The 24,652-nt window shown below is 74.2% G+C and carries 25 protein-coding genes; 15 read left to right on the forward strand and 10 right to left on the reverse strand.

Translation table 11 applies throughout. From position 1 onward, the window contains the following. Nucleotides 1-28 precede the first annotated feature (28 nt). Nucleotides 29-1,222, reverse strand: coding sequence for a DUF418 domain-containing protein (locus O4J56_RS13135; RefSeq protein WP_270686032.1), 1,194 nt, complete (start codon nt 1,220-1,222; stop codon nt 29-31). Between the two features lie 114 nt (nt 1,223-1,336). On the opposite strand from O4J56_RS13135, the gene O4J56_RS13140 reads away from it, so the two are divergent. Continuing rightward, a complete protein-coding gene (locus tag O4J56_RS13140) occupies nt 1,337-2,011 on the forward strand; it encodes a TetR/AcrR family transcriptional regulator (protein ID WP_270686033.1) in 675 nt (224 codons plus the stop codon). Between the two features lie 71 nt (nt 2,012-2,082). Here O4J56_RS13140 and O4J56_RS13145 read toward each other — a convergent pair whose 3' ends face one another. The 5 genes from O4J56_RS13145 to O4J56_RS13165 all read right to left on the reverse strand — a co-directional run bounded on the left by O4J56_RS13145 (nt 2,083) and on the right by O4J56_RS13165 (nt 6,088). Continuing rightward, nucleotides 2,083-2,661 carry a hypothetical protein gene (locus O4J56_RS13145; protein WP_270686034.1) on the reverse strand — a complete coding sequence of 193 codons (579 nt, stop codon included), beginning with the start codon at nt 2,659-2,661 and terminating at the stop codon, nt 2,083-2,085. 153 nt (nt 2,662-2,814) lie between these two features. After that, the gene (locus O4J56_RS13150) at nt 2,815-3,174 is read right to left on the reverse strand and encodes a DoxX family protein (RefSeq protein WP_270686035.1); all 360 of its coding nucleotides are present in this window, start codon (nt 3,172-3,174) and stop codon (nt 2,815-2,817) included. Beyond that, nucleotides 3,171-3,764 (reverse strand): TetR/AcrR family transcriptional regulator, encoded by a 594-nt coding sequence (locus O4J56_RS13155; protein WP_270686036.1) that lies wholly within the window; start codon nt 3,762-3,764, stop codon nt 3,171-3,173. Before O4J56_RS13155 ends, O4J56_RS13150 begins: the two co-directional genes overlap by 4 nt. Before the next feature lie 99 nt (nt 3,765-3,863). Next, entirely contained in the window at nt 3,864-4,892 is a 1,029-nt protein-coding gene (locus O4J56_RS13160; protein WP_270686037.1) for an NADP-dependent oxidoreductase, read from the reverse strand. Nucleotides 4,893-5,071: 179 nt separating this feature from the next. Further along, nucleotides 5,072-6,088, reverse strand: a complete 1,017-nt coding sequence (locus tag O4J56_RS13165) for an LCP family protein (RefSeq protein WP_270686038.1) — start codon at nt 6,086-6,088, stop codon at nt 5,072-5,074. A gap of 321 nt (nt 6,089-6,409) precedes the next feature. On the opposite strand from O4J56_RS13165, the gene O4J56_RS13170 reads away from it, so the two are divergent. Genes O4J56_RS13170 through O4J56_RS13180 form a run of 3 tightly spaced genes read left to right on the forward strand, consistent with a single transcriptional unit; the run spans nt 6,410 to nt 11,249 of the window. Then, on the forward strand, nt 6,410-7,957 hold the full coding sequence (locus O4J56_RS13170; RefSeq protein ID WP_270686039.1) for an MFS transporter: 1,548 nt from the start codon (nt 6,410-6,412) through the stop codon (nt 7,955-7,957). Then, a complete protein-coding gene (locus tag O4J56_RS13175) occupies nt 7,954-10,539 on the forward strand; it encodes a PEP/pyruvate-binding domain-containing protein (protein WP_270686040.1) in 2,586 nt (861 codons plus the stop codon). Before O4J56_RS13170 ends, O4J56_RS13175 begins: the two co-directional genes overlap by 4 nt. Next, nucleotides 10,539-11,249 carry a TetR/AcrR family transcriptional regulator gene (locus O4J56_RS13180; protein ID WP_270686041.1) on the forward strand — a complete coding sequence of 237 codons (711 nt, stop codon included), beginning with the start codon at nt 10,539-10,541 and terminating at the stop codon, nt 11,247-11,249. The genes O4J56_RS13175 and O4J56_RS13180 overlap by 1 nt, the downstream gene beginning before the upstream one ends. Nucleotides 11,250-11,275: 26 nt before the next feature. On the opposite strand, the gene O4J56_RS13185 is transcribed toward O4J56_RS13180, so the two are convergent. After that, a complete protein-coding gene (locus tag O4J56_RS13185) occupies nt 11,276-11,992 on the reverse strand; it encodes a TetR family transcriptional regulator (protein WP_270686042.1) in 717 nt (238 codons plus the stop codon). Between the two features lie 151 nt (nt 11,993-12,143). Here O4J56_RS13185 and O4J56_RS13190 point away from each other — a divergent pair, with 151 nt between their 5' ends. The 9 genes from O4J56_RS13190 (at nt 12,144) to O4J56_RS13230 (ending at nt 20,399) form a co-directional block, all read left to right on the forward strand. Continuing rightward, nucleotides 12,144-13,058: a hypothetical protein gene (locus tag O4J56_RS13190; protein ID WP_270686043.1), complete on the forward strand. Its 915-nt coding sequence runs from the start codon at nt 12,144-12,146 to the stop codon at nt 13,056-13,058. Beyond that, nucleotides 13,055-13,423 carry a GntR family transcriptional regulator gene (locus tag O4J56_RS13195; RefSeq protein WP_408639114.1) on the forward strand — a complete coding sequence of 123 codons (369 nt, stop codon included), beginning with the start codon at nt 13,055-13,057 and terminating at the stop codon, nt 13,421-13,423. The genes O4J56_RS13190 and O4J56_RS13195 overlap by 4 nt, the downstream gene beginning before the upstream one ends. Before the next feature lie 156 nt (nt 13,424-13,579). Continuing rightward, complete coding sequence (locus O4J56_RS13200) at nt 13,580-14,356, forward strand: hypothetical protein (RefSeq protein WP_270686044.1); 777 nt, start codon at nt 13,580-13,582, stop codon at nt 14,354-14,356. Then, nucleotides 14,353-15,204: a hypothetical protein gene (locus tag O4J56_RS13205; RefSeq protein ID WP_270686045.1), complete on the forward strand. Its 852-nt coding sequence runs from the start codon at nt 14,353-14,355 to the stop codon at nt 15,202-15,204. The genes O4J56_RS13200 and O4J56_RS13205 overlap by 4 nt, the downstream gene beginning before the upstream one ends. Beyond that, nucleotides 15,201-15,863, forward strand: a complete 663-nt coding sequence (locus tag O4J56_RS13210) for a histidine phosphatase family protein (protein ID WP_270686046.1) — start codon at nt 15,201-15,203, stop codon at nt 15,861-15,863. The genes O4J56_RS13205 and O4J56_RS13210 overlap by 4 nt, the downstream gene beginning before the upstream one ends. Before the next feature lie 84 nt (nt 15,864-15,947). Further along, complete coding sequence (locus tag O4J56_RS13215) at nt 15,948-16,115, forward strand: hypothetical protein (RefSeq protein WP_270686047.1); 168 nt, start codon at nt 15,948-15,950, stop codon at nt 16,113-16,115. A gap of 74 nt (nt 16,116-16,189) precedes the next feature. Continuing rightward, entirely contained in the window at nt 16,190-17,635 is a 1,446-nt protein-coding gene (locus O4J56_RS13220; RefSeq protein WP_270686048.1) for a phenylacetate--CoA ligase family protein, read from the forward strand. A gap of 119 nt (nt 17,636-17,754) precedes the next feature. Beyond that, nucleotides 17,755-19,776: an NADPH-dependent 2,4-dienoyl-CoA reductase gene (locus O4J56_RS13225; RefSeq protein WP_270686049.1), complete on the forward strand. Its 2,022-nt coding sequence runs from the start codon at nt 17,755-17,757 to the stop codon at nt 19,774-19,776. Nucleotides 19,777-19,829: 53 nt separating this feature from the next. After that, entirely contained in the window at nt 19,830-20,399 is a 570-nt protein-coding gene (locus O4J56_RS13230) for a PadR family transcriptional regulator (protein WP_270686050.1), read from the forward strand. 72 nt (nt 20,400-20,471) lie between these two features. Here O4J56_RS13230 and O4J56_RS13235 read toward each other — a convergent pair whose 3' ends face one another. The 3 genes from O4J56_RS13235 to O4J56_RS13245 all read right to left on the reverse strand — a co-directional run bounded on the left by O4J56_RS13235 (nt 20,472) and on the right by O4J56_RS13245 (nt 23,163). Continuing rightward, complete coding sequence (locus O4J56_RS13235; protein ID WP_270686051.1) at nt 20,472-21,299, reverse strand: aldo/keto reductase; 828 nt, start codon at nt 21,297-21,299, stop codon at nt 20,472-20,474. Between the two features lie 71 nt (nt 21,300-21,370). Further along, complete coding sequence (locus O4J56_RS13240) at nt 21,371-22,384, reverse strand: NADP-dependent oxidoreductase (RefSeq protein WP_270686052.1); 1,014 nt, start codon at nt 22,382-22,384, stop codon at nt 21,371-21,373. Nucleotides 22,385-22,467: 83 nt separating this feature from the next. Continuing rightward, on the reverse strand, nt 22,468-23,163 hold the full coding sequence (locus tag O4J56_RS13245; RefSeq protein ID WP_270686053.1) for a type 1 glutamine amidotransferase domain-containing protein: 696 nt from the start codon (nt 23,161-23,163) through the stop codon (nt 22,468-22,470). Nucleotides 23,164-23,428: 265 nt separating this feature from the next. Between O4J56_RS13245 and O4J56_RS13250 the strand changes: the two genes are divergently transcribed. Together O4J56_RS13250 and O4J56_RS13255 are read left to right on the forward strand one after the other, a co-directional pair. Further along, entirely contained in the window at nt 23,429-24,187 is a 759-nt protein-coding gene (locus O4J56_RS13250) for an IclR family transcriptional regulator (RefSeq protein ID WP_270686054.1), read from the forward strand. A gap of 111 nt (nt 24,188-24,298) precedes the next feature. After that, nucleotides 24,299-24,625: a putative quinol monooxygenase gene (locus O4J56_RS13255; protein WP_270686055.1), complete on the forward strand. Its 327-nt coding sequence runs from the start codon at nt 24,299-24,301 to the stop codon at nt 24,623-24,625. Nucleotides 24,626-24,652: the final 27 nt, after the last annotated feature.

Genomic DNA, 24,652 nt, shown 5'->3' on the forward strand with positions numbered 1-24,652 from the left:
CCCCGGGCCCCGGACACGCCTGGAGGGGTCAGGCCGAAGCCCCCTCCTTCGCCTCCTGGCGCGCCTTGACCGGGGTTCCGTAGGTCATGCGGCGGAGGAACCATTCGGCTGGGCCCTGCTTGAAGCCCGCCCGGCGCATCAGGTCGGCCAGGACCACGGTGGCCAGCCACACCGCCGCGCCGATGCCGACGGCGGCCGCGTCGCCCAGCTCGGCGGCCAGTCCCAGGGTGTAGGCGGGCATCAGCACCAGCCAGGCCACCGACTGGAGGAGGTAGCTGGTCATCGAGCGCTGCCCGGTGGCCGCCAGGGCGGTCACGATGGGCCCGCGCCGGTCCCCCACACGCAGCGCGACCAGGGCGATCAGCGCGGCGTAGCCGAAGCCCCCCGCGTAGCCGACCAGCATGTGCAGCCAGAACACCCCGGCCGCGACGGGGGCGGCGGGCTGCCAGACCTCGATGGTGGTGAGCATGTACGGCACCCCGCCGACGACCGCCGCCGGGATGCCGATCGCGGCCAGGCGGGTGAGGAACGCGCGGTGGCGCTCGGGCTCCTCCAGCAGGCGGCGCCGCGCCGCCCAGACGCCCGCCATGAACGGGAACACCGAGATGACGATCAGCAGCGGCACGAAGAACGGCACCATCACCACCCGCATGACCAGGTCGTCGAGGGGCGAGGCGACCGTTGCACCCTCGACCGCCGCGCCCATCGCCAGGCCGTTGACCGCCGCGTAGGCGAGCGTGCCCGCCGACCCCCAGGCGAGGGCCGTGGCGAGCAGGCGGCGGTCGGTCCACCGCATGACGCCCGCGAACAGCAGCGCGATCAGGCCGTAGACGGCGATGATGTCGCCGAAGAAGATCAGGATGCCGTGGGCCAGGCCGATGGCCACCAGCCACCGGCCGCGGCGGCGCAGCAGGCGGCGCACCCACGGCCACTCCCGCCCCTCGGCGGTGCGGCGCAGGGCGATCTGCGCCAGCCCGTAGCCGAACAGGGCCGCGAACATGGGGTAGCCGCGGTTCTCGGCGAACAGCGCCACGGCCGCGGTGGCGGCGGTGTCGAGCGGCCCGTCGAGGGAGTATCCGGCGTTGCCGCCGACGGCGATCCGGAACATGTGGGCGTGGACGGTGGCGATGACCAGCAGCATGAGGCCGCGTGCGAGGTCGGGCGCCAGGGATCGGCGTGCGGCCGGGACGGCGCCCGGCGCAGGGGAGGATGGCGTGGACATGAGGGGTCCCCCGTTGACGGTTTTAGCTACGGAACCGTATCCAACAGCACCCCATTAAAATACGCAAGCGTTTTCTAAACCGACGGGAAGCGGTCGAGCCGGGTGGAGCACGGGATGGACGAGAAGCGGCGGGCCGGAGGGGCGCCGGAGGTGCCGGAGGGGGCGCGGGAAGAGGCGCCGGAGGCCCGCCCGAAGGGCACGCGCAGGCGCGGGGCGGCGCTGATCCGGGCGATCCACGCCGCCGCCTTCGAGGAGACGGCGGAGCGCGGGCTCGAAGGGGCGACCATGGAGGGCATCGCCCGGCGCGCGGGGACCGCGAAGACCTCGCTGTACCGGCGGTGGAACTCGCCGGAGGACATCGTGCTGGAGGCGCTGCACGCCGCCTACCCGATGGAGGAGCCGGCGCCGGCCGCCGACGACCTGCGCGGCGACCTCGTCCGGGCGCTCCAGCTGATGCGGGACTCCTTCGGCTCGCGTCCGAAGTACGCCCAGGCGCTGATGGCCGTGCTGGCGGCGTCGTGGGCCCGCCCGGACCTCCATGAGCGCCTGTACCGGGAGGTGTTCGACCCGCGCGGCGAGAGGTTCACCAAGAACGCGCTGCTGCACTACGCCGACAAGGGCGTGCTCGACCGCGAGCGCGTGACGGACGTCGTGGCGGACATCGGCGAGGCGATGGTCTTCAAGTACATGCTCGACGCGATGGAGCTGCCGGACGACGCGTACCTGGCCGAGATCGTCGACCAGGCGATCCTGCCCGCCGTGGGGATCGATCCGCGCACGCTCCCCTGAGGGGGCGGCGGCAGGAGGGGAGGCCGAGGGCGGGGCGGCCCTCGGCCTCCGACGAACGGCGGGTCAGCTAGTCAGCGGCCGATGGTCCAGGGGCCGTCGGCCTGGACGTGGAGGTAGGCGACCGCCTCGGAGCCGTCGAGCATGGGCAGGTCGCCGAAACGGGCGCTGCCCTCGTAGACGCCGATCTCGTTGACGAGGCTCGCGTACCGCGTCTCGTCCTCGCCGTAGGAGTTGATGATGAAGTTGCTGCTGCCGGAGTGGGTCATCTGGACGGTCGTGTCGTCCGTCGGCGTCCACTCCAGCCGGTAGAGGCCCTCCCCGGTGCCCTGCAGCCAGTAGCTGTCGCTCGGCCAGGTCTGGGCCTCGGAGGCATCCATGGGGAGCCCGTCGCCCGGGTCCTCCCCGTCCGCGGCCTCCTCGGCGCCGTCCTCGGCGGCCGCGTCGTCGGCGCTCGCCTCGCCGTTGCCCTCATCGATGTCGTACCCCTCTTCGGCGGCGGAGGAGCCCTGCTCTTCACCGACCGGCTCGGTCTCACCGATGGAGAAGCTGCAGCCGCTCAGCCCCACGGCGAGGGACACGGAGGCGGCCACCGTGGCCGCCCGCGCGAGGACGGCCCCGGCCGGGGGGTGAAGGGTGAGGTTACGGATCATGATCGACACCTTCCAAGATGGGGGTGGAACAGTGGTGCCGCTGCGGGGGTCATGGGAGCGGCGGTGCCAGGGGGTCAAACGATTTCTCTGATGGCGGGAATCCGGATTCGGTTGCGCCATTCCGAAAGAATCACACCCGGCACATGATCAGGTTCACAGAGTGAGAGAAAGCGCAGGTACGGCGGCGGAGAGCGCCAGCATTCCCAAACAATTCATCCAGAAGGCCTGGCCGAGGAAACGCGCCCGTATGTGCGCGGCGGCGGCGCAGAGGAAGTAGGCGATCACTCCCCCGTTGGCGGCGATCGCGATCCCCGGGACCCAGATGCCGACGACGAGCCCGCCGGCCGCCAGGGCCTTGATGACGATGAGCGTCCACCACCATTCACGCGGGAATCCCACCCCGTCGAGGCAGTCCCGGATGAAGGCCGGCGGGCGGAGGGACATCAGGGCGTCGGCGAGGAGAGCGGCGGCGAGGAGCGCCGTCGGCCACCACGGGTCGGGGAGAAGGGTCATCTCGGCTCCCGGCAGTCGCAGATCGCCGCGAACGCGTCGCGGAGACCGGTGTCGAGTTCGGCGGTGTCGGCGGCGGTCCGCCCCGACCAGGCGAAGAGGACGCCGATGTAGGCGAAGTACAGGGCCCGCGCCTTGGCGGCGGCGTCGGCGTCCGGGATGCACCCGTGCCGCGTGATCGCGGCGCGCATCTCCTCGACCAGCCGCTCGGCGAGGGAGGTGAACAGGGTCGAGGTGTGCTCCCCGGTCACCAGGACCGACGCATAGGCCCGCGAGAGGTCCAGGCGGGCGGTGAACATGCCGACGAAGGGCCGCACCAGGCCCATGAGGCGGTCGACGCACCCGCCCTCCGCGCCGGACCCGGACCCGGCGCTCCGCTCCCGGTGCCCCTCGGCGATGAGCCCGTCGAAGACCAGCACCAGCAGGCCCTTCTTGTCGCCGACGGCCATCACGGTGCCGACACTGACCCCGGCCGCCTCCGCGATGTCGCGGATCGTCGCCGCCGCGAAACCACGCTCCTGGAACAGGCGCGCCGCGGCGTCGACGACGCGCCGCCGGGTGGCCTGGCGGAGCTCTTCACGCGTGCGGGCCACGGCACCCCTTTCGCTGAACATGTTCAGTGAACGTGTTCAGCGTACCACCGGAGAAACGGCCCGGACCCCGTGCGGGGTCCGGGCCGTCCCCGATGGGCGTCAGGAGACGCGCACCAGCATCTTGCCGGTGTTGGCTCCCCGCATCATGTCCAGGAACGCCTGGAGCGTGTTGTCCACGCCGTCCACCACCGTCTCGTCGTAGACCAGGCTCCCCTCGGCCAGCCACTGGCCCGCCTCGGCGATGAAGTCCTTCATCCGGTCGGCGTAGAACCCGACCGTGAAGCCCTTGAGCGTCAGGCCCTTCTTGATCAGCTCGGACAGGTTGCGCGGCGCCGCCGACGGCTCCTCGGTGTTGTAGGCCGAGATCATCCCGCACACCGCCGCGCGGCCGCCGCGGTTGAACGCGGCCAGCGCCGCCTCCAGGTGGTCGCCGCCCACGTTGTCGAAGTAGACGTCGATCCCGTCCGGCGCGGCGTCCCGCAGCAGCGCGTCCACCTCGCCGCTCTTGTAGTTGAACGCCGCGTCGTAGCCGTACTTGGAGGTCAGCAGGTCGACCTTGGCGTCGCTCCCGGCCGAGCCGACCACCCGGGACGCCCCCTTCAGGCGGGCGATCTGCCCGGCGACGCCGCCCACGGCGCCGGCCGCGCCGGAGATGAACACGGTGTCGCCCGGCTCCATCCGCGCCACGTCCAGCAGGCCCACGTAGGCGGTCAGCCCGGTCATGCCCAGCACGTGCAGGTAGGCCGACTCGGGCACGCCCGGCACCGGGTCGATGCGGCGGAAGGCGGCCGCCGGCCCTTGCGCGACGTCGCGCCAGCCCAGGGTGTGCAGGACGAGGTCGCCCTCGGACAGGCCGTCGGAGCGCGAGGCCTCCACCCGTCCGACGGCGCCGCCCTCCATCGCCTTGTCCAGCTCATACGGCGGCACGTAGGAGGGCGTGTCGTCCATGCGGCCGCGCATGTACGGGTCGACGGACAGGTAGGCGTTGCGCACCCGCACCTCGCCGGGGCCCAGCGGAGGCAGGTCCCGCTCGACGAACCGGAAGTCGTCGGTCGTGGGCCAGCCCTGCGGTCGGGCGGCGAGCTGCCACTCGCGGCTGGTCGCGGTCGTGGCTTCGGTGGCGGACATGGTTCTCCTCGGTGCTCACAGGCAGTGGACGAAAGATCGGCGGGGGCGGCGCGCCGGCGTCGGCGCACCCGCCCTGAGCAGGGGCAACCGGCGCGGGGCCCACGCTCTTCCCGCATGCGGGCCGGTGTGACGGACGCGTCGGGGCCCTGATCCCCAGGCCACACGCCGCGGCGGCCCCGCTAGTACTCGGAGCCCTGGACCTCCAGGCTCTCCGCCTCGTGCTCCAAGCCCTCCTCGGCGATGTATTCCATGAGCTTTCCGTCGCGGACGCGCTCGAACACGCCCGCGGAGGTCTCCTCGTCCAGGTAGACGACGTTCTGCTCGCCCTCCCAGCCGGTGGACCCGGCGGGCAGGCTGAGGAAGACGGCCCCCTCCGGGCCGATGCCGACCAGGCGCATCATCAGGCCGCGCATCATGCCCATGGTGGTGTCCTCGTCCACCGCCACCGACTCGCTGGCGGCGGTCAGGAAGGCGTCGAGGCGGCGGGGGTCGGTGCGGACCTCCTCGCTGACCGCCTTCTCGGCCATCGCCCGCAGGAACACCTGCTGGCGCTTGATGCGGTCCTGGTCGCTGCCGGAGAGGCCCTTGCGCTCGCGGACGAAGCGCAGCGCCTCCTCGCCGTCCATGTGGTTCTCCCCCGCCTCCCAGTACCACCCGTTGGTCGGGTCGTACACCTCGTGGGGCAGGTCGATCACCACGCCGCCCAGGGCGTCGGTCATCGCCTCGAACCCGGCGAAGTCCACCGCGGCGAAGTGGTCCACCCGCACGTCGCCCAGCTCCTCGACGGTGGAGGTGAGGAGCCGGGGGCCGCCCATCGAGTAGGCGTCGGCGATCTTGCCCTCGCCGTGTCCGGGGATGTCCACCCAGGAGTCCCGGGAGATCGCGATGACGTAGGCGCGGGCCTCCCCCTCGGGGACGTGCAGGAGCATGATCACGTCGGCGTCGGCCTCGCCCTGGCGCCACTTGCCGGGGGTCGACTCGCCGCGCATGTCGGAGCCGATGAGCAGCCAGTTCTCCCCGGGGTCGTCGACCGGGCGGCCCTCCTCGTCGGGCACGGCGCCGGTGATCCGCTCGATGTTGCGGTCGTAGACGTCGGCGCGCCACGCGACGGCGATCGCCAGCGCGAGGGCGACCCCCAGGCAGCACAGCAGGGTGGGGACGAGTCCCCCTCGGCGCCTGCTGTCCGGTTGTGCCATGTCGGTTCCCCGGTCGGTCCCGTTGTCCGTCAATAACGGCCTTCCCTCCGCCCCCGCTCCCGGCACCCCGGAGTTGCGATCACGTTATGCGGCAAACCGGGTACGAATCGTAACTATATGTGGTCACGTCCGTTCGATCCGCACCGACATCCCAGGTCGGCGCGGTGCGCGCGCACGGAATGGCCCGGAGGGCGGCGCGACCGGACCCGGCCACCCGTTTGGGAACGTTGCGTTCCCTGTCCGTCGGGGTCTACATTGAGAACGGAACGTTCATTAAACGCTTCCACCCCGTTCCCGCCGCCGTGGCGAGGAGGACGCCCGATGAAGAGCACCACCCGCCGGCCCGCACCCCCGCAGGTGCGCCGCGCCCTGCCCGGCCTGCTCCTGGGGATGCTGCTCGGCGCGGTCGACCAGACCGCCATCGCCCCCGCCCTCCCGTCCATCGCGAGCGACCTCGGCGGCTTCGGGCTGATGCCGTTCGTGATCACCGCCTACCTGGTGGCGGCCACCGCGCTGATGCCGCTCTACGGCCGCCTCGGCGACCGCTTCGGCCGCACCCGGCCCCTCCAGGCCGCGATCGCCCTGTTCACCGTGGGCGCGCTGGCTGCCGGGCAGGCCGACTCCATGACGGCGCTGCTCATCGCCCGCGCGGTGCAGGGGGCGGGCGGCGGCGGGGTGATGGTGAGCGTCCAGTCCGCGCTGGGCGAGCTGGTCAGCCCGCGCGAGCGCGGCCGCTACCTGGGGCTGTTCGGCGCGGTGTTCGCCCTGGCGGCGGTGGGTGGGCCGCTGCTGGGCGGCGCGGTCACCGACGCCCTGGGGTGGCGGTGGCTGTTCCACCTCTACCCGCCGCTGGGCCTGGCGGCGCTGGTCGCCGTCACCGCCACGCTGCGCCTGCCCCGGCCCACCGCGCGGCGCCCGGTCGACGCGGCGGGGGCGCTGTCCCTGGCCGCCGCCGTGGTCGGGCTGGCGGTGCTGGGGTCGGCGCCCGGCTGGCCCGGCCGCCCCGACTGGGCGGTCCCGGCCGCCGCCGCGCTGCTCGCGGGCGGGGCCGCCGCCTGGGCGGTGACCGCGCGCCGCGCCGCCGACCCGGTGCTGCCGGTGCGGCTGCTGCGCGAGCGCTCGGTGGGCACCGCCGTCACGGTCGCCTTCCTGGTCGGCTTCGCCCTGTTCGGCATCGCCGCCTACGTGCCCGCCTACGTCCAGATCGCGCTGGGCGCCTCGGCCTCCCAGGCGGGCGCGGTGATGATCGCGCTGATGGCGGGGGTGCTGGTCACCACGGTGGCCTCCGGGCGGATGATCACCCGGACCGGCCGGTACCGCGCCTACCCGGTGGCCGGGACCGCGGTGTCGACCGCCGCGATGGCCGCCCTGGGCCTGCTCGGGCCGGACAGCTCCCCCGCCCAGGTCGCCGTGTTGCTGGCGCTGCTCGGCCTGGGCCTGGGGCTGGTCATGCAGGTCATGACCCTGGTGGCGCAGAACGCCGCGCCCCGCGCGGACCTGGGGGCCGCCACCGCCGCCGTCGTCTTCTGGCGCCAGGTCGGCGCCTCGGCCGGGGCCGCGCTCACCGGCGCCCTGGTCAACCTGCGCTTCGCGGCGCAGCTGCCCGCCGAGACGGCCGCGCGGGTGGGCGGCGCCTCGGCGCTGTCCCCGGAGGCCGCCGCCGCGCTCGCGCCCGCCGACCGTGCGGCGGTCGCCGCGGCGTTCGGCGAGGCGGTGCCGCCGCTGTTCGCCTGGGCCGCCCCGCTGATGGGGCTGGCCGTCCTGCTCTGCGCCGCCCTGCCCGCGCTTCCGCTGCGCGAAACCGCGCACGCGTCCGAAACCTCCCCCGACACGGGGAATACCGGTAATGAGACCGAGGAGTCGTCATGATCCGTACGCACACCCGGACCGACAGCGCCGTCGGCACCGGGGCGCTGGTCGCCCCGCTGTCGGAGTTCGGGCGGTCCGACCTGGACACGGCCGGGGGAAAGGCCGCCAACCTGGGCGAAATGGTGCGGTTGGGCCTGCCCGTGCCGGACGGCTTCGCCGTCACCACGTGGGCCTACGCGCGCGCCGCCGCCAAGGGCGCGCCGGCCGCGGCGCTGCGCGCGCTGGCGGAGCACCCCTCCGACGAGGGCGCCGCCGTGCGCGCCGCGTTCGAGGCGGCCGACCTCCCGGACGACTTGCGCGCCGCGATCCTCGACGCCTACCGGGACATGGGCGGCGGCCCGGTGGCCGTGCGCTCCAGCGCCACCGCCGAGGACCTGCCCGGCGCGGCGTTCGCCGGCCAGCAGGACACCTACCTCAACATCGTCGGGGAGGAGGAGCTGCTGGACGCCGTGCGGCGCTGCTGGGCGTCGCTGTGGAGCGGCCGGGCGATCGCCTACCGCCGCCGCATCGGCATGGACGCCCCCGACGTGCGCATCGCGGTCGCCGTGCAGAGGATGGTGCCCGCGGAGTGGGCCGGGGTCGCCTTCACCGCCGACCCGGTCACCGGGCGGCGCGACCGGGTGTCGGTGGACGCCGGGCGGGGGCTGGGCGAGTCGGTCGTCTCCGGCCTGGTCACCCCGGAGCACTACCTTCTGGACGCGCACGGCGCCGTGGTCGAGCACCGGGCGGGGCGCGGCGAGGTGGTGGTGCGCGCGGTCGAGGGAGGCGGTGTCGTCCACGAGGAGGGCACGCCCGGTGACGCCGCCGCGCAGGGGGCCCAAGGGATGGAGCGGGCGCACCTCAAGGAGCTGGCGCGGCTGTGCCGCAGGGTCGCCGGGCACTGGGGACGGCCCATGGACATCGAGTGGGCCGTGGCCGACGGGCGCGTGCTGCTCCTGCAGGCGCGACCGATGACCGCCGTGCCGCCCGAGCCGGTGCGGCTGAACCCGGTCCAGAAGCGCATCGGGCCGATCCTGCTCGACATGTTCCAGACGCGGCCCTACCCGCTCGACATGACGACCTGGACGGGCGAGCTGCTGGAGGGCATGGTCGCCGGGATGATGAAGGGGCTCATCGGCGCGCGCCTGCCCTCACTCGACCGGCTGCTCCCCGAGGAGGACGGCGTGGTGGTGCGCTTCATCCCGCCGACGCCGCGCCCGTCCCTGGGCACGCTGGCCGCGCCGTTCCGGCTCGCCGCCAAGGCGCGCCGGTTCCCGGTCGAGCGGTGGACGCGCGACCCGCGCTTCGCCCGCTACGAGAAGGCGCTCAAGGACCTGGCGGCCCGCCCGGCCGCCGATCTGCCCTGGTCCGAGCTGCGCGAGCGGCCCAGGGAAACCCTGGCGCTCGTGCCCCTGATGACCGACCTGCGGACGGACTACCTGCCGAACCTCGTCCTCGGGTTCGTCCGCACGCAGCTGATGCTGACGCGGCTGGGGCGCCCGGTCTCCGCGAGCGACCTGGCCTTCGGCGCGGTGACCTGCACCGAGCAGGCCAACCGCGCCCTGGAGGAGCTGGCGGAGTCCGTCCGGGACGACCCCGCCGCGGCGGAGGCGTTCGCGGACCGCACCCCGGAGGAGCTGGCGGAGGCGATGGGCACCGACCCGGCCCTGGCCCCGTTCGCCGCACGGCTCGACGGGTTCCTGGCCGCCTACGGGCACCGGGAGACCATGAGCGCCGTCCACGCCTCCTCGCCCACCTGGAGCGAGACGCCCGAGACCGTGCTGGGGATGGTGAAGCTCCTCGCCTCCGAGCCGCCCAAGCGCGACACCGGCGGCGCGCGCAAGGCGCTGGAGCGCCTGACCGCCCACCCGAGGCTGCGCCGGAACACGGCCGCCCGGCAGCGGGCGGCCCACACGGTGGAGCGGTTCCGGGCCGGGGTCGCCTTCCGCGAGGACAGCCACTTCCACTTCACGCGTGCGCTGCCGCCGCTGCGGAGCGCGCTGCTGGAGATGGGGCGGCGCCTCGTGGACGAAGGCGTGCTGGAGTCCACGGACGAGGTCTTCCACCTGCGCCTGGAGGAGCTGGAGGGCATCGAGGAGCTGCCGGGGATGCCCGGGGACCAGGCCGCGCGGCTGCGAGCGGCCGTGCGGCGCAGGGCCGCCAAGCGGGCTTCGCTGGCGAGCGTGCCGATGCTCGAACTGCCGCACGATGGGCCCTCCCGGGGGAAGGGGGCGGACGGCCCGGTGCTGACCAGCGGCACCCCGGCGGGCGGCGGTGCGGTGACCGGGCCCGCGCGCATCATCCGCGACCCCTCGGAGTTCGGCCGCATGCGGGCCGGGGACGTGCTGGTGTGCCCGTACACCAACCCGTCGTGGACACCGCTGTTCCAGCGCGCGTCCGCCGTGGTGGTCGACTCCGGCGGCCTGGGGTCGCACGCGGCGATCGTCGCCCGCGAGTACGGCATCCCGGCGGTGATGGGCACCGGCGACGGCACCTCGGCCCTTGAGGACGGGGCGGCGATCCGGGTCGACGGGGACGCCGGACACGTGACGGCCGCCGCCCCGCGCCCCTCCGTAGAATCCGAGGGGACCGGGGGCGCGTGATGGGATCCGAGGCGAACGGTGGCCGGCGGAGCGGCGGCACCCCGGCGCCACCCCGGTCGGAAAGGCGGAACGACCCCGTGGGCACCCCTGTCGGGCCCGGCCCGAGCACGGACGAGGAGGACCCGCGCAAGCGGCCGCGCAGGCGCGGCGACGCGCTCAACGCGGCGATCTTCGAGGCGGTCCTGGCCGAGCTGGACGAGGTCGGCTACGCGAAGCTGGCCATGGAGCGCGTGGCCGAGCGGGCCCGGACCGGGAAGGCGTCGCTGTACCGGCGCTGGCCCAACCGGGCGCGCCTGGTCATGGAGGCGATGTACCACGTGGTGCCGCGGTACATGGACCCGGACGACACCGGAAGCCTGCGCGGGGACCTGCTGGAGCTGTTCCGGGGCGTCGCCCGCCTGCTGGAGGGGCCGACCGGCGAGGCGATGCGCGGGGTGCTCGGGGAGGTGCTGCACGACGAGGAGGTCGCCGAGCAGATCCGGTCGGGCTCCCGGGGCCAGAGCATGGCCATGATCCGCCGTGTGGCCGACCGGGCGGTGGCCAGGGGCGAGATCTCGCCCGAGGCGCTGACCCCGCGCCGCCTGGAGGCGGGGCACGCACTGATGCGCCACCACTTCCTGTTCCAGGGCGGCCCGATCACCGACCAGGTCATCGAAGAGGTCGTGGACGAGGTGGTGCTCCCCCTGTTCCACCTGCCGCCGCCGGACTGACCGGCCGGGCGGCGGTCACGACCGGCTCATGACCCGGTCCCCGCCAGGGTGCCCTCCGCGGGGCGGCCGAGGTAGGAGCGCAGCAGTTCCCGGCACTCGGTGATCAGGGCCGGGTCGCCGCCGGGGTCGGTCCGGAAGGCCAGGGACAGCACCGCGTCGGCAGCCTCGACCGCCACGCGGACCCTGCGCTCGGTCTCCGGGTCCGGTGGGCCCCCGGTGGCCGTCAGCCCCATGGCGAGCAGCGTCCCGGACACCCGGTCGTCGCGGCGGCCGGGGCCCGACCTCCCCGACGGCGGCCGGGGCGCGCACGCCTCGGGGTCGTGACCGGGGTCGGGGTCGGCGTCCAGCACGCCGAACCCGGGGACGGTACGGCGCATGTCGACGTAGGTGTCCACGGCCGTCAGCGCCGCCCCCGCCCAGTCCGCGCCCCCGGAGGCCTCCAGGCGCTCGGACAGGCGGTGGGTGAACAGCTCCATGTTCCGCGCGGCCAGTGCGCGGACCAGGCCGTCCTTGTCGTGGAAGAACTGGTACACGGTGCCGATGGGGATCTCCGCGCGGCGCGCCACCTCGGTCGTGGTGACCGCGTCGGCTCCCTCCTCTTCCAGGACTGCGGCACAGGCGCGCAGCAGCCGCTCGACCCGCTCCATGCTGCGGCGCTGTGCAGGTCGGCGGCGCAGTGCGGTGGCGGTCCAGGCCGGCGCGGGGTTCGGGCGCGGGGGAACGGTCCGATCGGTGCGGGACATGTCCCCATTGTGCCCGCAGAACGGCCTCGGGGAGGCGCGGTCGCCGGTCATCGCACGGCTCCCCGGGGCGAACGGCCCGAAACCGGCCAGAGGGGACATCCGGAGTCTTGTACTGCTACATTGCTACAAGAGCAATACAAGGAGAACCCCCATGGCCACCTGGATCGCACTCGCGGTCGTCTTCCTCAGCGTCTCGCAGACCGTCTCGACCAGCCTGAAACCGCCGGCCGTCAAACCCGTCCGGCGGTTCACCGCCCGGGCCGGGCTTCCGCCCTCCTACGCAGGTCCGGCGCTCGCCCGACGCCTGTACAGCGGCGAGTCCGCCGCCGCGGGCACCTCGGCCGTGCTCATCCTGGGCGCCCTGGCCGTCGGGCTCGCGGTGCCCGCGCTGCGCGACGACGGCTCGTGGGCCGTCAGCATCGTCGCCGCCTACCTCCTCGGCCGCACCGTCGGCGCCGTCGTCCCGGTGGTGAAGGCGACGGTCGCCCGCGACGACGACGGCCCCCGCGTCGCCCGCCCCTTCATGCCCACGGTCGCCGACTACGTCTCCCCGCTCGCGCGCTGGGCGGCCCTGGCCTCCGGCCTCCTGCCCGCCGCCTGCGTCGGCCTGATCGCGCTCTTCCTGGACACCGGCCTCGTCGACGCCTCGCAGGCCGACTGGCCGCTCATGGCCACCGGCGCCGCGGTCGGCCCGGTGGTGACCGTCGGCGCCTCCGTCCTGGCCGCGCGCTTCACCGCCGCGCCCCGCCGGGCCGCCGCCCCGCACGAGCTCGCCGCCGACGACGCCGTGCGCGCCTACCGCATCCGCGCCCTGCTGGCCGCCGCGACGGCCGTCAGCGCCCTGGCCGCCACGGCCGTCGCGGGGACCGCCACGGCCCTGCCCACCGGGACCACCGCGCAGAACCCCGCCGCCGTGCTGTTCATGGGGGCCGCGCTGGCCACCGGGCTGGTGTACGTGGGCGCATCCCTCGCCGTCGACCTGATCGGCACCGGGCGGCGCTACCGCGAACGGCTCTGGCCGCAGGGGCCTCCGCAGGGCCCGGCCCCGGACGGCGGTGCCCGGTGATCATCACCGTCGACCCCCGCTCCCACGTGCCGCCCTACGAGCAGGTCCGCGAACAGATCCGCGGGCTCATCGGCTCCGGGGCGCTGCCGGCCGGGCACCGCCTGCCGCCGGTCCGGCGCCTGGCCGCCGACCTGGGGCTGGCCGCCAACACCGTGGCGCGCGCCTACCGCGAGCTGGAGCAGGTGGGCCTGCTGGACGGGCGGGGCACGCGCGGGACCTTCGTCGCCGCCCCCGCCCCCGCCGACCCGTTGGGCGCGGCCGCCGACGACCTCGTCCGGCGCGCCCGCACCGCCGGCCTCACCCGCGACGACCTGGTCCGGCTCCTCCTCGCCCGCTGGGACGACGAGGGTCCCCGCCCCGGGTGACCTTCTTCCCGAACATGCCGCCCCGTCCGCCCTCTGGATCGGCGCCCGGAGCGGACCTAATGTCGAGTCCCCTTTCGCTCCCGGGCCGGAGGGAGCGCGGGACCTCCCGCGCTCCCCTGGCCGGAGGCGAGCTCCCCACGGTCCTCTGGAGGGGGCATGGCCCTTCCCGCCACACCGCGGACGACGTTCGGCACCCCCGTGTACGAGCGCGCGCTCCGCTCGATCGCCGCACTCCCCCTTCGCGATTCGGCGCCGGTACGCCTGGCCAACCTCGACCTGGTCCGGCACCTGGCCGCCCCGGGCCCTGTGCTGAGCATGCTGCGCGAGGTCATCGAGACCCCGCCGCTCCTCCACCGCATCGCCGGGCGCTCGTACCACCACACCAACCACTTCGACAAGATCGTCCTCGCCGACTCGGGGGCGCGCCGCTGCTACCGGCTCACGCTGCACCTGTGGCGTCCGCCGTACAGCAGCGCCGAGGCCCTGGACGAGCAGATCCACGACCACCGGTTCAGCTTCTGGTCCTCGGTCCTGACCGGACGCCTGGACTCGCAGAACTTCATCCGCGACGCCTCCGGGACGGACTACGGCGAGTACCAGTACATCCCCGAGAAGCGCGGCGAGGCGACGGTCGGCAACTTCTACCGGTCCATGGGCCGCACCCCTCTGCGCGAGACCGCCCCCTCCTCGGAGGAGGCCGGGGGCGCCTACCGGCTCGGCTTCCACCGCATCCACCGGGTCGTCCTGCCGCGTGAGCAGATGACCTGCACCCTGGTGCTGCGCGGCCCCCGGCAGAAGAACTTCGCGAGCGTCTTCAGCAACACCGCCGCATACGACCCGAGCGTCAACGAGATGTTCCCGCCCCATGTGCTGGCCGAGAAACTGGAGGCGCTGTGCACGGAGATCACCCGGACGCGGAAGGCAGGCCGGTGAGCGCGCGCGGGGAGGACGCCCCCGGACTGCGCCTGCCCGAGGGCGAGCCCGTCTACGCTCGCACGGGCGGCTTCGCGGTCTTCAACCAGCTCGGTGTGAAGCTCGACTTCCCGGCGTCCGTCTCCGACGCCGAGTACTACGACTGGCTCGACGCCACGAAGGCCGCCATCGGCTCGCTGGTCGAGGGCGCCGAGATCGCCGAGAAGAGCTACGCGCGCACCGAGCCCCGGACCAACACCGGGGTCTACTACGACACCCACGACCACCGGCTGCTCCGCGGCGACATGGTGCTGAGGACGACCTGCAACATCAAGACGCACGCCTTCTGCGCCTTCAAGCTCGGCGCCGACTCGGGCGGGGTGCGGCGCGACCACCGCTACTCCTTCGGCGGGGCGGACAAGCGGACCATCCAGCTCCACCCCGACTCGCCCGAAGCGGTGCGCGCGGTCAAACGGCTGCTGGCGCGCGACGACATCGACCACCCGGGTGTGCACCTGTACAAGGCCACCGGCCTGACCGGGGACGACCTGTCCCCGGCGATCCGGCTCCGCCAGGTCCGCCACCCGTTCTTCGTGTGGCTGGACGGGCGCGACGCGCTGCGCTGCACCATGGACCGCGCGCGGGTGGTGGACCTGCGCGCGCCGGACCCGGAGGCGACCGAGGCGTCCTTCGGCGAGGTGGAGTTCCCGCTCTACCCGCGACTCGCCCCGGAGACGGCCCGCGACCCCAGGGTGCCGCGGCTGATGAGCGTCCTGTCCGCCCTGCTGCGTGAGCGCTTCGGCGTCGACTTCGTCGCCGACTCCAAGTACAGGAGGGCCGCCAGGGCGCTCGGCATGTCCTGGACATGACCGGCGGCGCGCGCATCCTGCTGGCCCGGCACGGGCAGTCGCTGTGGCAGCTCACCCCCGGCAGCGACGGCGACAGCGCCCTGACGGTCCTGGGGCACCGCCAGGCGCTGCTGCTGGGCCGCTGGCTCGCCGCCGACCCGAGGGTCGACGGCGTGCGCAGGCTGCGGGTCGCCGCCGTCCACACCAGCCCGCTCCAGCGCGCGCGGCAGACGGCCGCCTACCCCGCCGCGCTACTGGGGCTCACCCCGACCGTGCAGGAGGACCTGCGCGAGGCCGCCTTCCATGTGGCCGCGCACCTGCCGCCGGGGCCCGTACCGCCTCCGGCCGGGCTGCGCTCCGCCCCGGTCGGGGGCGCTCCAGAGGACGACGACGAGCGCCGGAAGGCCTACGACGGCTTCAAGGAGCAGGCCTGGTCGGCCCTGACCGGGCTGGCCGTGTCGGCGGAGCGCGCGCGGCGTCGCGGGAACGGCGGGGCGGTGCTGGCGGTCACCCACTCCGGGCTGATCAAGACCGTGCTGCGCCTGGCCGCGGGGAGCGACGCGATCTGCTTCCGCATCTACAACACCGGGCTGTGCGCCCTTGAGTGGCGGCGGGACCGCTGGCACCTGGTCCACCTGAACCTGTGGGACCACCTGCCGCCGGACCTGCGGACCCGGTGAGGGGCGGGAGGGCCGAGGAGAACCGCACAGGGTCCGCGAGGGCCGTATACCGAAGGGACGGGTGATCCGGAGATGCTGAGCGAGATGCACGACCTCGTCGCGGTCGCCGAGCGGGCGATCGGCGAGAGCAAGGCCCAGCTCGACACCGACCAGTCGCGCGCGCTGGCGGCGCAGGTGACCGCCGAGATCGTCGCCGAGGTCTCGGCCGAGCAGTCCGCCAAGGCCCTTGAGCAAGGGCTGCTGCGGCGGTGAGCGCACCGCAACGGGGCGGGGGCCGGTCCGGCCTCCGCCCTCAGCTCCGCCCCTTCCCGGACGACGACGCGCCCATGCCCCTGCGCGTGCGCGACGGCCTGGCGCACATGGGCCGGGTCGACCCCGCCGGCCTGGCGCGCCTGTTCACCCTCTCCGCCCTGGAGGGCGAGCTTCCCGCCCAACTCCTCGACGCCCTGCACGCGGCCCTGGCCCACCGGACCATCGCGCACGCCCGCGCGAACGTGCCCTGGTACCGGGACCACCCCGAGTACTCCCGCTGGGCGCTCCCCGAAGGGGGCCCGGGGCGGGCCTCCGAGCTGCTGGCCGGGCTCCCCGTCCTGGACCGGACACTGGTGGCCGCGGCCCCCGCCCGCTTCGTCGCCGAGGACGTCGCCCTGGGCGCGCTCGGGCACACGTCGGGCAGCACGGGCACCCCGCTGCCGGTGCGGCGCTCGGTGGAGGAGGCCGGCTTCACCTCCGCCTACTTCGCGCGCCTGTCGGAGCCGCTGGCGCGCGGCGGCACGCGCCCCATCTCGCTGAACCTCCCGAACAGCTACCACGGCACGCCGCTGCGGCTCCCGGCCCCGGGGCTGTCCCTGTCGTCGGGCGTCACCGACGACCTCCTGCTGGCCGAGACCGCCCGCGCCGTCACGGCCCGCTACGACCTGCCGGGCTACGGCACGCACGTGGAGTACCTGAGCGGCCTGGTCAACCACGTCCTGCTGCTGACCGGCCACCTGCTGGAACAGGGCGCCGACCCCGGCGCGGTGGGGCTGCGCGGGCTGTCGGTCGCCGGGGGCACGGCGGCCCCGCACTGGCGCCGGTTCCTGCGGGAGGCGTGGGGGTGCCCGGTGACCGACCGGTTCACCCTGACCGAGATCGTGGGCGGCGCCTCGCGCTGCGGGCGGTGCGACCTGTTCCACCTGGATCCGCACGTGTTCGGCGAGGTGCTGGAGCCCGGCTCCCAGGCGCCCGTGGCCGAGGGCCCGGGGCGCCTGGTGCTGACCGCCTTCCACCCGTTCGTACAGATGCAGCCGATGATCAGGTACGACACCGGCGACCTGGTGCTGCGCCGCGAGAACGGCTGCGGCCCCGCGTTGGCCTTCGAGTTCCTGGGCAAGCACGGGAACGCGGTGGCTCTGGAGCACCGGGGGCGCCGGCGCTGGCTGCTGTTCCCGGCGGAGCTGAACGCGGTGCTGGCCGGACTGCCCGACGTGCGCGCCGTGGAGTGGGCGTCCAACGTCCGCAGCGTGCACGACCGGACGCTGGGCGGGCTGCCGTACGCGCGCGCCCTGCTGGACGCGCAGGGTCGGCCCCCGGAGCTGCGTGTGGAGGTCGAGCTGCGCTACGGCCCGCACTTCCACCCCGAACGCGCCGAGGAGGTGGCGGCGCGGATCGCGGCACACCTCCGCGGCTCGCCCGGAAGCGCGCTGGCCGAGCTGGAGGCCGAGGGCGCGGTGCGGCTGCGGGTCGCCTGCGTGCCCCCGGGGTCGCTGCCCGAACCCGCCCTGAAGCTCTGACCGCCAGGTCCCCGCCCACTCCCCCACTCCCTCCTCCAGTCACACTGCTGTATATTCAATTTTCTGAATAGCAACATTGCGACTGAGCTCCGCGCGGGAGCCGACCGAGGAGGCGGCCCATGACCGACTACCCCCACCTCTTCTCCCCCATCCGGCTGGGCCCCCTGACCCTGCCCAACCGGATGGTCATGGGCTCCATGCACGTGGGGCTGGAGGAGGCCCCCGGCGGCTTCGAGCGGATGGCCGCCTTCTACGCCGAGCGCGCCCGCGGCGGCGTCGGCCTGATCATCACCGGCGGCATCGCCCCCAACGCCGAGGCCCGCCCCTACGAGGGCGGGGCGACGATGACCACCGAGGAGGACGCCGAGCGGCACCGGGTCGTCACCGACGCCGTGCACGCCGAGGGCGGCCGGATCGCCATGCAGATCCTCCACTTCGGCCGGTACGCCTACCACCCCGAGCTGGTCGCCCCCAGCGCCCTCAAGGCCCCCATCAGCCCCTACACGCCGCGCGCGCTCACCGACGAGGAGGTCGACCGCACCGTCGACGACTTCGCCCGCGCCGCCGAGCTCGCCCAGCGCGCGGGGTACGACGGCGTGGAGATCATGGGCTCGGAGGGCTACCTCATCAACGAGTTCACCTGCGCGGCGACCAACCTGCGGGAGGACCGCTGGGGCGGGTCGTTCGAGAACCGCTCGCGCTTCCCCCTGGAGATCGTGCGGCGGGTGCGGGACAGGGTGGGCGACGGCTTCGCGATCGTCTACCGGCTGTCCATGCTCGACCTGGTCCCCGGCGGGTCCACCCTCCCCGAGGTCACCGCGCTGGCCAAGGAGGTCGAGGCCGCCGGGGCCGACATGGTCAACACCGGCATCGGCTGGCACGAGGCGCGCATCCCCACCATCGCCGCCTCGGTCCCGCGCGGCGCCTTCTCCTGGGTCACCAAGGAGCTGATGGGCTCCGTCGGGGTGCCGCTGGCCACCGCCAACCGGATCAACACCCCCGAGACCGCCGAGCGCATCCTGGCCGACGGCGAGGCCGACATGGTGTCGCTGGCCCGCCCCCTGCTGGCCGACCCGCACTTCCCCGCCAAGGCGCGGCAGGGCCGCCCGGAGGCCATCAACACCTGCATCGGCTGCAACCAGGCCTGCCTGGACCACACCTTCAGCCTGAAGATCACCTCCTGCCTGGTGAACCCGCGGGCCTGCCACGAGACCGAGCTGGTGCTCGCCCCGACGGCGGCCCCCAAGCGCGTGGCCGTGGTCGGCGCCGGGCCGGCCGGGCTGGCCTTCGCGGTCTCGGCCGCCGAGCGCGGGCACCGGGTGGTGCTCTTCGAGGCCTCCGACCGCATCGGCGGCCAGCTCGACGTCGCCCGCCGGGTGCCCGGCAAGGAGGAGTTCGCCGAGACCCTGCGGTACTTCCGGGTGCGGCTGGAGGAGCTGGGCGTGGAGGTGCGGCTCGGCGCCGCCGCCACGGCGGACGGGCTGGCCGCCGAGGGGTTCGACGCGGTCGCCGTCGCCACCGGCGTGCTGCCCCGGGTGCCGGAGCTGCCCGGGGTGGACCACCCCAGCGTGGTCGGGTACCTGGACGTGCTGCGCGGCACCGCCGAGGTCGGTGAGCGGGTCGCGATCATGGGCGCCGGGGGCATCGGCTTCGACGTCGCCGAGTACCTCACCGACGAGGGCGACGGCGCCGCCCTGGACCCGGGGGCGTTCTTCGGCCGGTGGGGCGTGGACACCGGCTACTCGGGCCGCGGCGCGCTCGCCGAGCCCCGCCGCGCCGCCCCGCCGCGCAAGGTGCACCTGCTGCAGCGCAAGACGAGCAAGGTGGGCAAGGGCCTGGGCACGACCACCGGGTGGATCCACCGCACCGAGCTGCGCGCCCGCGGCGTGGAGATGGTGCCGGGCGTGGCCTACCGGCGCATCGACGACGAGGGCCTGCACATCACCGTGGAGGGGCGCGAGGAGGTGCTCGACGTGGACACCGTGGTGCTGTGCACCGGGCAGGAGCCCAACCGGGGCCTGTACGAGGAGCTGCGCGCTGCGGGGACGGAGCCGCTGCTGCTCGGCGGCGCCGACGTGGCCGCCGAGCTGGACGCCAAGCGCGCCATCGACCAGGGCACCCGCATGGCGGCGGCGCTGTGAGCACCCCGGATCGGCCCCTGATCGGCCCCTCGGGCCGCTGGTAGGTTGACCGAATGGCTCTGCGACACGCGGTGATGGCGGCGCTCCTCGAAGGCGAGGCCTCCGGCTACGACCTGGCCAAGCGCTTCGACACCGCGACCGCCGACTTCTGGACCTCCACTCCCCAGCAGCTCTACCGGGAGCTGGAGCGGATGGAGGGCGAGGGACTGATCCGGGCGCGCGTGGTCGAACAGGAGCGGCGCCCCAACAAGCGCGTGTTCTCGCTGACCGAGGAGGGCCGGAGCGCGCTGCACGCGTTCACCCGCCGCCCGGCCAAGCCGACGGCGATCCGCGACGACATGCTCGTCAAGCTGCAGGCCGTGGACGCCGGGGACCCCGAGGCGGTGCGCACCTCGGTGATGGAGCGCATGGAGCGCGCGCGGGCCAAGCTGGCGCGGTACGAGCGCATACGCGAGCGCCTGCTGAACGGCCGCTCCGAGGAGGAGTACCTCCGGGAGACCGACCACGTGGGCCCGTACTTGACGCTGCTGCGCGGGCGGTACTTCGAGGAGGAGAACCTGCGCTGGGGCGATGAGGTCCTGTCCATCCTCGACGCGCGCGCGGCCCGGCGCGCCCCGCGTTGATCTCGGGAGAAAGGACGCTGAAACCGCGGTTTCAGGGACGCTTTTCCCGAGATCAACGACAGGGTGACGGGCTCAGCCCAGCCAGTTCATCTGGTCGGGGTCCGGGCCCAGGCGCTCGCCGGAGTCCAGGTCGTCGATGCGCCGCATCTCGTCCTCGGAGAGCTCGAAGTCGAAGACGTCGATGTTCTCCTTGATGCGGGACGGCGTCACCGACTTGGGGATGACGACGTTGCCCGACTGCAGGTGCCACCGGAGCACCGCCTGCGCCGGGGACTTGCCGTGCGCCGCGCCGATCTCGGCCAGGACGGGCTCCTGGAGCAGGTCCTTGCCCTGCCCCAGGGGGCTCCAGGCCTCGGTCCTGATCCCGTGCTCGGCGTCCAGTCCGCGCATCCGCTTCTGGGCCAGGCGCGGGTGCAGCTCGATCTGGTTGACCGCGGGGACGACGTCGGCCTCGGACAGCAGGCGGCCCAGGGTCTTCTCGGTGAAGTTGGAGACACCGATGGCCTTGGCCCGCCCCTCGGCGTGCAGCCGCTCCATCGCCTTCCAGGAGTCGACGTACTTGTCCTGCTCGGGCACCGGCCAATGGATCAGGTACAGGTCCACGTACTCCAGGCCCAGCCGCTCCAGGCTGGCGTCGAAGGCGCGCAGCGCCTCGTCGTACCCCTGGTCGGCGTTCCACAGCTTGGTGGTGACGAACAGCTCTTCGCGCGCGATGCCCGACTCGCGCAGCGCGCGGCCGGTGCCGGTCTCGTTCTCGTACACCTTCGCGGTGTCGATGCTGCGGTAGCCCGCCTCCAGAGCCGCGGCCACGGCGGTGGTCGCGTCCTCGTCGGGCACCTGCCAGACGCCGAATCCGAGCTGCGGCATGGCCGCCCCGGTGTTGAGCGTCACGTCGATCATTCGCTGACCTGCTCTCTGACTGGTCTCGCGGTTTCCTTGTCTCCGTCCGGCCCGCTCCGGACCGTTCCCGGTCAGTCCGAAGCGAGACGGATGAGCATCTTGCCGGTATTGGCGCCCTTGAGCATCCCGATGAAGGCGTCCACGGCGTTGTCGATGCCCTCGACCACCGTCTCCTCATGGGGAAGGGTGCCGTCGGACAACCAGCGCGCGGCCAGACCGGCGTATTCCCGCCCCAGGTCCATGTGGTCGGTCACGATGAACCCGCGCAGGTTGAGGCGCTTGCCGATGGCCAGCACGAGGTTGTCCGGGCCCGGGACCGGCTCGGTGGCGTTGTACTGGGAGATCGCCCCGCACATCGCGACCCGGCCGCGCAGGCGCATCTGGGCGAGGGCGGCGCGCAGGTGGTCGCCGCCGACGTTGTCGAAGTAGACGTCGATGCCCTTGGGGGCGGCCTCCTTCAGGTCCTCTTCGAGGCGGCCCGCCTTGTAGTCCACGGCGGCGTCGTAGCCGAACTCCTCGGTCAGGCGGCGCGCCTTCTCCGGGCCCCCGGCCGAGCCGATGACGCGGGAGGCGCCGTGGTGTCTGGCGATGCGGGCGGCGACCGAGCCGACCGCGCCGGCGGCGCCGGAGACGAACACCACGTCGCCCTCGCGCACCGGGGCGATCTCGGTCAGGCCCGCGTAGGCGGTCAGCCCGGTCATGCCGAGCGCGCCCAGGTAGGCCTGGGCGGGCGCGAGGGAGGTGTCGACCGCGTCGGCGCCGGACGCGTCCAGCACCGCGTACTCCCGCCAGCCGAGGCCGTGGCGGACCACCGTGCCCTCGGGGACCTCGGGCGCGTTCGAGGCCACGACGGTCCCGACGGCGGCGCCGTCCATGGGCGCGTCCAGCGCGAACGGCGGGACGTAGCTCTTCACGTCGTTCATCCGGCCGCGCATGTACGGGTCGACGCTGAACCAGTCGTTGCGGACGAGGACCTGGCCGGGGCCCGGGTCGGGCACCTCGGTCGCCACGAGGGAGAAGTCCGTCGGGGTCGGTTCCCCGACGGGGCGCTTCACCAGGCGGACTTCGCGGCCTTCGGTCGGCATGGGGCTCCTTAACTTCAGGGACGGTAGGGATCCGCCGGTGCGGGATCCGTCGGTGCGGGTCGGTGCCGGGCGGCGGCCGGGCCTCAGCCGAGCCGGGACAGCACCTCTTGTGCCAGGGGCTCGGAGGAGGCGGGGTTCTGGCCGGTCACCAGGTTCCGGTCGGCCACGACGTTGGGCCGCCACGGCTCGCCCTCGACGAACTCCGCGCCCAGCGCGGTCAGCCGGTCCTGGAGCAGCCAGCGCGCCTTGCCCGCCAGCCCGGCCTGGGTCTCCTCGGCGTTGGTGAAGCCGGTGAGCCGGTACCCGGCGAACGGCGAGCCGCCGTCGGCCCCCTCGGTGGCCAGCAGGGCGGCCGGAGCGTGGCAGACGACCGCCAGCGGGCGGCCCGAGGCCAGCGCGTCGGTCAGGACGCGGGCGGAGTCGGCGCTGACCGCCAGGTCCTCCATCGGGCCGTGGCCGCCGGGGTAGAACACGGCGTCGAAGCCGGCGGCGGAGACCTCTTCGAGCGCGACGGGCGCGCGCAGCTCGGACGCGGCCTCCAGCGCGGCGGCGGCCGCGTCGGCGCCCTCCTGGCCGCCGTTGGCCTCCGGGGCGAGGCTGCCCTTGTCGACCGGCGGAACGACGCCGCCGGGCGTGGCCACCGTGACCGTGTGCCCGGCGCCGGTGAACGCCTTGTAGGGCGCCAGGAACTCCTCGGCCCAGAAGCCGGTCGGGTGCAGGGTGCCGTCGGCCAGCGTCCAGTGGTCGGACCCGGTCATGACGAAGAGAATGCGGGCCATCGGTGTCGTCCCCCTCGGTGCACACGACGCCGCCACGTCTCATGGCGGCGGTGCATACGACCGTAGTCCTGCGGCGTCATGGGGGACCAATAGGGAAACCACTGGCAGGTATCGGCTCTCCTATACCTCGCGAGCGCCCCGGCCGCCGGGGCGCGGGTGTGTCGGGGCCCACTCCCCCGCCCTTCATACGCTGGGGAGGCGGGCCCGCACAAGGACCCGCTGCACGGGCCGGCGCGGACCGGCGGGCATCGGCGGGGAGGGGAGCATGGCGGCCTCGGACGGACCGCGCTCGGTGGAGCGCGCGCTCGACCTGCTCGACGCGGTGGCCGAAGGGGCGGGGCCCGTGTCGGCCAAGGCGCTGGCCCGCCGGGTGGGCTGCTCGCTGTCCACCGTCTACCACCTGCTCGGGACGCTGACCGAGCGCGGCCACGTGGTCCGCACGGCGCGCGGGTACGCGCTCGGGCACCGCGTGCCCCACCTGCACCGGGCCTACGGGCGCCAGGTGCGCACCGCCGCCGCCATGCGCGAGGTGCTCCCGGCGGTGCGCCGCGCCACCGGCGCCGAGGCCTACTTCACCGTGTTCCGGGGCGGGGAGATCTCCGTCGTCGACAGCACCGCGCCGCCCGGGGACGGCGCCGACCCGTTCGTCGTGGCGTGCGAGCGCCGGGCGCACGCCACCGCGCACGGCAAGGCGCTGCTGGCCGCCGTGCCGCGCGCGGCGCGCACGCGCTACCTGGACCGGCACGGGCTGCCGCGGCTGACCGCGCACACCATCACGGTGCGGGAGGAGTTCGAGGCCGAGCTCGCGCGGGTGCGGCGCACCGGGCTGGCGGTATCGGTGGGCGAGGCCGACGACGCGCTGTCCTGCCTGGCCGTGCCGCTGAGCGTGCCGCTGGACGGGGCGGACGGCGCGGGGGCCGAGGCGCAGGCGCTGTCAGTGTCGCTGCCCACGCGGGACTACCGGGACCGGCACCCGCGCGTCGCGGAGGTCCTGCAGCGGGCGGCGGAGCGCTTCGCGGGCTGAGTTTCCGGCACCGCCGGAATCCGGGACGGGGGCGGTCGCGCCCGCCGGGCCGCCGTGGGCACGATGGCCGCGACCGATCCCGTCACGCCAGGAGAAGGCCAGGAGGCACCCATGATCCTCATCGCGGTGAAGTTCCCCGTCCGCCCCGAGCTGGTGGAGGAGTGGCCCCAGCGCGTCGCCGCGTTCACCGAGGCCACCCGGGCCGAGCCCGGCAACGTCTTCTTCGAGTGGTCCCGCAGCCTGGACGAGGAGAACACCTACGTCCTGCTGGAGGGCTTCGCCGACGCCGAGGCGGGCAAGGCGCACGTGGAGTCCGACCACTTCAAGGCCGGGCTGGAGGCGATGGCCGGGGCCATCTCGGCCACGCCGAGCATCATCAACGTGGACGCGCCCGTCGACGGCTGGGGCGAGATGGCCGAGCTGTCCCCGCAGGGCTGAGGCGCCCCGCCCCTCCCCCGGGGCGGG

The sequence above is a fragment of the Nocardiopsis endophytica genome, assembly GCF_027706725.1.
Lineage (GTDB): Bacteria > Actinomycetota > Actinomycetes > Streptosporangiales > Streptosporangiaceae > Nocardiopsis_A > Nocardiopsis_A endophytica.